Raw genomic sequence first — 8,224 nt, forward strand, 5'->3', positions numbered from 1 at the left:
AAAGCAGGTGGCCGAGTAGTCATCGCCCAGGCCAGGGAAGGATTGGATGGTGTAAAATTCCCATTTTTCTTTTTCAACCAGGGTTTTGATTGCTAAATAAAGGCGAAGAGACCGTTCATTCACCACCGATGATTCGGGCAGATTGCCAAAGAGTTTGATTATACGTGGTTCAAGCTTTTTAAGTTGATCGGGGGTCACTTCTTCAGCAGTACGAATGAGCTCGGTAGTGTCTCGAGAATCAATATCTAAACCAAAAACTCTCATCCATTGGGAAGGGTCAGCAACACCAACCGTTTGTCCCATTCCTCGTCCACCAAAAGCTCCAATAGTAGCTTGGTTTAAGCGATTCTTCAAATGGCATGCCTGACTGAAATGAACAATTCTATCTATTTCGTGGGCTTCATCGGCTAATCCATAAACAAATTTATGAGGAATCCCTACTTCCAGGAGGGCTCCATGCAAAACCAAGCCGCCCACTGGTCGCCATCCCTGCGATCCTGGATGGGTCCAGATGCAAATGCCTTTTCCAGTCATTCCATAATCTCTGATGGCAGCAATCATATTCGATGCCCAAATCCAAGTACCGGAAAATAAAATAACTCCATCAATCTTTTCATCATCTTTCATGGTTTTGAGTGCTAATCGGGCTTCCTCTTTGGTTGCCACCACGATAGGGTATTCAACCAGCTCAACGCCTCGATCGTTTAATGCTTTCTTTGATTGAGCGATCACTTTTTCATCAATGAAAAGATTCCCCATTGGATCTTTTAATCCGTCTTTGTGAACTCCGTAAATAACAAAACCCATTCTTGGTGTAATCATAAAAATACTCCTATTCTTTTAACCCGTATTCGGGAATTTTTTATTTTTCAACCTGTTGAATTTCATCAATCCTCTTGCCAGCAAGGTTGGCTCTGGCAAATTCTTGGTTGTGGGGAAGCTGTACGAAAAAATCATAGCAGGGTGATATATGAACAGTGCCTAACAAAAAAGAACAATCCAATAGGTGACCACCATGTTTCAAGTCTTTATCGATAAAATGAAAATGGTAGCCGGATACATTGAGACCTTCAAAAAATTGTGGGCACCAAAAACCCACTAAATCACCGCTCATTTCTGTGAATTCAAAAACTGCTTGGTTAGGAGTAACCTGAGTAAGTGGTGGATAGGGCTTAGTTTGGCGATGCACACTACGAGCCTTGAGAGTTTGGAAGTCGGCTTCAATGTGAATAATATGAATCAGATTGGGATTTTCAATTATTTGATCCAATTCCGATTCCAGCTTCACAAGGGAATCAATTAAAAATAAATAATGAGAATTGGTAGAAGGATCCTGAGCTATAGCTGCAAAGGGGGTTGTTTCATCCACTGTCACTTCTTCGACAATCCCTTGACTATTCACTCGAAAACATCGACCTTTAATTATCACCATTTCACCATCAAGAGCATCAAAAGTCCCTAAACCTATCTGTCCTTTTTGTAAGAGCTCTTGAATAGTTAATTCTCCATCATATACACCCTCAAGAAGAGCATTGATGGTTGAAAACTGAAAGAAGGGAGAAGAATTGGCCGCCCAAAGCAGAGGATTGAAAAAAAACAAAAATAAAAATCCGGTGAAGATCGAGGAAATTGGTTTTTTAATCCAATATTGATCCAAATTTTTGACCTTCCTTCAATTAATCGTATCCATCCGATACAATATTTTTTAAAATATTATAACCTATATTTTCATCGCTCTTATAAGGCCCGACTCCTTTTTATTAAATCGGAAAAACGGGGGATGAGTAACCAAATAACCAAAACACTGATCAAGAACTCGATCCCCAAGTAACTTCCATTATAAATTAATGAATAAATCCACGGTGACATCCCCTCTGGCGCATATTGACCCCAAAATACGACACCAGCTAAATAATGGCACAGCAGCCGACCTCCAATACCAAGACAAACTGCTCCAATAACTCGTATTATTCGTTGGGAATGGTTTAACCCTTCCCAGATAAGTGGTGATAAAACTACTCCTGCTAACCCTAAAGAACCAAATGCTAAGGGGAAATCAAGAAGGAATTGAAGGGGGGTTAGGAATATCGGTCCTAAAATAAATTGGAGCATTCCGTAGATCACTGCAACTAACAATCCTCCTTTGGGTCCGCGAAGGATAGAAAAAAGGAGGATGGGAACCATGCTTGCAGCAGTTACCGATCCGCCATAGGGTGCTGAAAAAAGTTTAACCATGCTCAATCCGGAAGCCAGCGCTAAAACCATGCCTCCTTCAGCCAAAAAACGAGGATTAAATTTAAATTTGGATTTCATAAGAAATCACCCGTCCTCATGATAAATTTCATACAACATCATTATCCTTAGGAGGATTTATCATAAAGCAAATCATTATTTCTTTACTCAATATTATCATGAGTAAGAAACTTTTTGAGTAGAATAAGAATAAAAGAAGTTAAAAAGCTCTGAATTTGGTGAAATATATGAAAATCCTCTCTTTAATTTTGTTGGTTTTTTTTATACCTGGAGCGGTCTTCGCTCATTCTTTTAGCGAAATTCCTTCCCATCACTGGTCAATTCAAGCTTTGCACGTTTTAGAATCTAAATATTCTCCCCAATTATCTATCCAAAATCTTCCCTCAAAAAAAACCATCCTCACTCGTTTTGAATGTGCCCGGGCTGTTTTTGAAATTCTCAAAATAGTCAGTGATAAAATTGCTCTTCAGCAAGAAATTCCCTCAGAAGACATCAATCAGCTGGAAAAACTGGTCAGAGAATTTTCGGCAGAATTAAGCAATCGAAAGCTCAAAAAAGAAATTCTTATTCAAATTTTTGGTGAAAATCATGAAATTGTTCAATTGCTGACCAATCCGGAAATTAAATCTTCCAACCAAGATGAACCGCTCTCGGTTTCTGGAGAATATACTCTTTCCTATGAGGTTTATTTTCCTCCTGATCCCCAACACTATAAAATCAAACCTCGCTGGAAAGATGAACTCCAGTTGGAAATCAATTTAAAATTGAGTCCGTCAGTAAGCGGAAAATTGAAATTAAGTATTCCTGATGTCTTGGTTACTCCCCAACCCAATTACTAATTCCTTGGAATAAAATTACCCAAGGAAAAGAACACCTCCCCCATAAAGCAGGGGACATTTTTTTCTTTTTATAAAAAATCTTCTCCAAAAGCTCATAACATTATTAAAAAAATCCTCAATATTTTGTTATAATTTAGCGATTAGGTAAAGGAAGAAAATTGAGTCTTATTTTAATATTGATAATTGGAGGGTGGAAAAGTGAAAAGAAATAAGATTTTTTTAATAGTATTCACGGTCGGGATTTTTCTGTTAAGCAGTTTATCCTGCTGGGCAGAGGAGCCAGTCATTATTGGTCTTCAGGCACCGATTACCGGTGATTACGCCATTGAAGGCCAAATGGCAAAACAATGTGTTGAAATTGCCGCCGAGCTCATCAATCAAGAAGGTGGTATTAATGGACGACCAGTAGAAATAATCATCGCCGATGATGGATCTAATCCCAAAGATAGTGCCTTAGCCGCTCAAAAACTCATTTCTCAAAAGGTGGTTGCTGTTATTGGAAGTTATGGTTCGTCAGTTACCGAACCAGCTGCCGATTTATTCGAACGGAACAAAATGGTTTCGGTTGGTTATGGATGTACTGCAGTGAGATTGACTATGAGTAAAGATCGAAAATATTTCTTCCGAACTTGTGGTCGCGATGATTCTCAAGGTCAATTTTTCGCTAAATTTGCAGTTGAAGCTATGGGATGGAAACGAATTGCTATTATGCATGATAATCAAACTTACGGAAAAGGGGTTGCTGAAGAAACTTTGAAATACTTGGAACCTTATCTTCAAGAGGGAAAAGCCGAAGTGGTTTATTATGACGCGGTGACCCCCAAAGAGAAAGATTACAGTGCAGCAATCACCAAACTGAGAGAAACCCAACCGGATGTATGGTATTATACCGCCTATTATCCCGAAGCTGGTCTGCTGGTCCGACAAGGCCGAGAAGCAGGAATAACCATTCCCTTTGTGGGCAGCAACGCTGTCCCCAATGACGACTTTGTAAAGATTGCTGGCATCGAGTATGCTAAAGGAACATTAATGACCCAAGAACCAATGCCACAAGACATCGACACTCCCATATCGAAAGTCTTCCTTGAAGCCTACCGGGCAAAATTCGGTGATATTCCATCTTCTCCCTGGCCGATTTATGCTGCTGATGGCTTGTTCGCCTTAGTACAAGCCATAAAAAATGCCAACTCAACCCAATCAGAAGACATCACCAATGCGATGCGATCGATGACCAATGCCGAAGGGGTTACCGGGAAAATTCTTTTTACTGAACGTGGTGATCGAAAAGATATTCCCTATGCCATGTATGAATACAATGATGAAGGAAAGCTTCAGATCTATCAACCCTAAATCGAAAATTAACCATTTCTCTTAATACTGGGGGTTCGCCGTGGGAATATTTTTTGAACAATTACTCAATGGTCTCACCATTGGTTCTTTTTATGCCTTAGTGGCCTTAGGTTATTCAATGGTTTATGGGGTTATGAAACTCATCAATTTTGCCCACGGTGATCTCTTTGCTTTTGGGAGTTATGTTGGGTATACCATTCTGATCTGGGGTTCTGGTCGCATTACCCAAATCTTTGGGATTTGGGGCGGAATGGCATTAACCTTACTCATTACCTTTATTACTGTCGCTATAGCTGGAATTTTAGTAGAAAAGGCAGCCTATCGGCCGGTTTACCCAGCCGGAAGGCTGCCTTTAGTGGTATCAGCATTAGGAATGTCAATATTCATCCAAAATGGGATTATGGCAGTGTGGGGACCACGCTTTCAGGCTTATCCCAGTGAAGTTGTTCCTTCGGCTGCTTTTGACTTCTTTGGAATTCACATCACACTTTTAAAAGTTTTCATCCTTTTTTTCTCTTTTTTTCTGATGGCAGTCATTTATTATATTGTAGAAAAAACCACCTTTGGTGCTGCGGTTCGGGCAGCAGCATTGGACCGAGAAACCGCTACCATGTTGGGTATCGATATACGTAAAGTAATTTTCTTCGTCTTTGCCTTGGGGCCGGCTTTAGGAGGCATGGCGGGCGTGATGAATGGAATGTATTATCGATCGATCCAATTTAACATGGGATGGAACTATGGGCTCAAAGCTTTTACCGCAACTATATTGGGAGGAATCGGTAATATACCAGGTGCCATGATTGGAGGCTTGCTGTTAGGAATCATGGAATCGCTTTTCGCTGGTTATTTTCCCAGTGGAGGAGCCTGGAAAGATGGATTCATTTTTATCGTTCTCATTCTAGTCCTCATTTGGCGACCAACCGGTCTTATTGGTGAAAAAATTGCCGAAAAGGTATAAATAGAAATGGACCTGACTCATATTTTTCAACAACGCATCCAAAATACCCAAGAAAGCAGTTATCCTCACCAACCAAGACGTTCTCCATTTTCCCAGAAATGGTTCAACGGCTTGATTGTTCTTCTTTTTCTTTTGTTACCATTTTTTCCTTTTATGAACGACTATTGGATTGACGTCGCTTTTTTTGTAGGCATTTATTCTTTACTGGGTTTGAGTCTCAACATCGTTTTGGGTGAAGTAGGGCTCTTTGATCTTGGCCATACTGCCTTTTATGCTATCGGAGCATACACGACTGCCATCCTAAACACCCAATTTAATATTCCCATATTACTTTTGCTTCCTTTGAGCGCCATCATGGCTGGAGCTTTCGCTTATCTTGTCATGTCACCGGTCATTCACCTGCGGGGCGACTACCTCTGTATCGTTACCATAGGTATCGGAGAGATTGTTCGCATCATCATTATCAATAATCCCTGGGGAATTACCAACGGACCCAATGGGATTACCGGAATAGGCGTTCCTCAAATCGGCCCTTTGATGATATTAAGTTCGACTCATTTTTATTATCTCATCTGGGGACTGATTGCCTTAGCCATCATTGCTTTGATCCGATTACAACGTTCCCGGATCGGCCGGGCTTGGAACTACATTCGTGAAGACGAAATTGCTGCTGAATTAAACGGAATCGACGTGCGTTCCTATAAGCTGCTGGCTTTTGTCCTGGGCGCAGCTATTGCCGGCATAACCGGAAATGTATATGCTTCCAAAATGATGATCATTTCGCCGGATAGTTTCCTCTTTATGGAATCGGCTTTACTCTTTTGCATCGTCTTATTAGGTGGATTGGGTTCGGTGCCCGGAACTCTTTTCGGTGCTGCTGTTATCGTGGTTTTTCCAGAGATTTTCCGACAATTTGCTAGTTTCCGACTCTTATTTTTTGGTGCCGCTCTCATGGTCATGATGGTTTTCCGTCCAGGAGGGATACTGCCAAGAAAAAGAGGGCATTTAGGCATTGAAGGTTTGGGAATACGAAATCTCCCTCAACCGGAGGAAGTCCTGGTTCAAAATGGGCAGAATCGAGTTCAAAACCTTCGAACTTCTCTTCCTGAAATGACCAATCCTAATTCTTCAACGATTCTGGAAACACGACGAATCACTCTTCATTTTGGCGGTCTCACTGCAGTAAATCTTTTCGATCTCCAAGTCAAACCGAAACATATAACCAGCTTGATTGGACCAAATGGTGCCGGAAAAACTACCATTTTTAATATCATCACCGGAATTTACCGACCCAGCCAAGGTCAAGTTTTTTTTCAAAACCAAGAAATCACTGGGTTGAAACCTCATCAAATCGTTCAGAAAGGAATAGCTCGCACTTTTCAAAACATCCGATTATTTCCCAATATGACTTGTTTGGAAAACGTCATGTCCGGACCTCATTGTCATGCCCGGACCAACTATTGGTCAGCAATTTTACGAACTCCAGCTCAACATCAGGAAGAAAAAGCCATTGTTGAAATCTCTTCCCATCGCCTTCATCAGGTTGGTCTCTGGGAATACCGTAACGAACTGGCAAAAAATCTTCCCTATGGAAAACAACGCTATCTGGAGATTGCCCGGGCTTTGGCAACCTCACCCCAGTTGCTCATTTTGGATGAACCTTCCTCGGGACTGAACGATAAAGAATCAGAAGAATTGATGGAACTGCTTCAAAGTTTGATAGCTGAAGGTTTTACTATCCTGCTCATAGAACATGATATGAATGTTGTCATGGGTGTATCCGATTGGATTGCGGTAATGGATATGGGTTCAAAAATTGCCGAGGGTATACCAAACAACATATACAATCATCCAGTGGTTATTGAAGCTTACCTGGGTAAGGAGGAAGAGTAGGGTGGAACAACTGCTTGCTATTCAAAATTTAGAAGTTTCCTACGGAGCAGTTCAAGCCTTGAAAGGTATCACTCTGGAACTCAACTTGGGGGATATCGTAGCGGTTTTAGGTGCCAATGGAGCAGGAAAAACCACCTTACTAAAAGCCATCTCTGGTTTAATTCCTATTAGAAGCGGAAGTGTCCTTTTAAAAGGGAAAAACCTCGATACTATTCTTCCTTATCAGAGAATTGCTTATGGTCTTTCTCATGTTCCAGAAGGAAGAAGAGTATTTGCCACTTTGACGGTTGACGAAAATCTAAATTTGGGAGGGTATGGGATTCGAAATCAGCCAATGGGAAAAGAAATTACCAAAATTAAAGAATGGATCTTTGAACTCTTTCCTATTCTAAAGGAACGAAGAAAGCAACTGGCTGGAACTCTTTCTGGGGGTGAGCAGCAAATGCTTGCCATCGGCCGTGGACTGATATGTAAGCCCCAAATTCTTCTCATGGATGAACCTTCGTTAGGATTGGCGCCAATTATTGTTCAAGAAATATTTCGGGTTATCAAACAAATCCACCAAGAAGAGAAGGTTTCAATTTTATTGGTAGAGCAAAATGCCCGAAAAGCTCTGAGTATATCTAATTATGCCTATATATTAGAAACGGGAAAAATCCCTATCCAAGGTAAACCGGAAGATTTAAAGAATGATGAGAGAATTCGCGCTGCTTACCTGGGAGGAAACAAAATTCCTCGACCTCTGACCAGGTCCTGAAGGGAAAATAAACCATATCTTTATTGCTGTAGTACAGCTAAGTAATCTCATCCACCCATTCTATCGTTTTTAAGGAGTGTATGGTTTGAAGCAAGAATCTCATTCACCCACTCCGTCATTCAGGCTGTGTCACAATTATTCTGTAAATTATTTACCCCCACTTATGTTAATATT

The 8,224-nt window shown here is 40.9% G+C and carries 7 protein-coding genes and 1 pseudogene; 5 read left to right on the forward strand and 3 right to left on the reverse strand.

Features of this window, described 5'->3' with window-relative positions; genetic code table 11:
- The 3 genes and pseudogenes from PLK24_RS05655 to thiT all read right to left on the reverse strand — a co-directional run.
- A pseudogene (locus tag PLK24_RS05655) lies at window positions 1–822 on the reverse strand (hypothetical protein); the annotation flags it as partial.
- Window positions 823–862: 40 nt separating this feature from the next.
- On the reverse strand, window positions 863–1,657 hold the full coding sequence (budA, locus tag PLK24_RS05660; protein WP_324477133.1) for an acetolactate decarboxylase: 795 nt from the start codon (window positions 1,655–1,657) through the stop codon (window positions 863–865).
- Window positions 1,658–1,737: 80 nt separating this feature from the next.
- Window positions 1,738–2,313: an energy-coupled thiamine transporter ThiT gene (gene thiT / locus PLK24_RS05665; protein WP_324477135.1), complete on the reverse strand. Its 576-nt coding sequence runs from the start codon at window positions 2,311–2,313 to the stop codon at window positions 1,738–1,740.
- A gap of 167 nt (window positions 2,314–2,480) precedes the next feature.
- Between thiT and PLK24_RS05670 the strand changes: the two genes are divergently transcribed.
- From PLK24_RS05670 to PLK24_RS05690, 5 genes are all read left to right on the forward strand, one after another.
- Window positions 2,481–3,092 carry a hypothetical protein gene (locus PLK24_RS05670; RefSeq protein ID WP_324477137.1) on the forward strand — a complete coding sequence of 204 codons (612 nt, stop codon included), beginning with the start codon at window positions 2,481–2,483 and terminating at the stop codon, window positions 3,090–3,092.
- Between the two features lie 198 nt (window positions 3,093–3,290).
- On the forward strand, window positions 3,291–4,442 hold the full coding sequence (locus PLK24_RS05675) for a branched-chain amino acid ABC transporter substrate-binding protein (protein WP_324477139.1): 1,152 nt from the start codon (window positions 3,291–3,293) through the stop codon (window positions 4,440–4,442).
- 40 nt (window positions 4,443–4,482) lie between these two features.
- Entirely contained in the window at window positions 4,483–5,400 is a 918-nt protein-coding gene (locus tag PLK24_RS05680; RefSeq protein ID WP_324477141.1) for a branched-chain amino acid ABC transporter permease, read from the forward strand.
- A gap of 6 nt (window positions 5,401–5,406) precedes the next feature.
- Entirely contained in the window at window positions 5,407–7,293 is a 1,887-nt protein-coding gene (locus PLK24_RS05685; RefSeq protein WP_324477144.1) for a branched-chain amino acid ABC transporter ATP-binding protein/permease, read from the forward strand.
- 10 nt (window positions 7,294–7,303) lie between these two features.
- Window positions 7,304–8,050 carry an ABC transporter ATP-binding protein gene (locus PLK24_RS05690; protein WP_349770661.1) on the forward strand — a complete coding sequence of 249 codons (747 nt, stop codon included), beginning with the start codon at window positions 7,304–7,306 and terminating at the stop codon, window positions 8,048–8,050.
- The last annotated feature ends 174 nt before the right edge of the window (window positions 8,051–8,224 follow it).

The organism is Atribacter sp. (assembly GCF_035418125.1).
Classification (GTDB): Bacteria; Atribacterota; Atribacteria; order Atribacterales; family Atribacteraceae; genus Atribacter; species Atribacter allofermentans.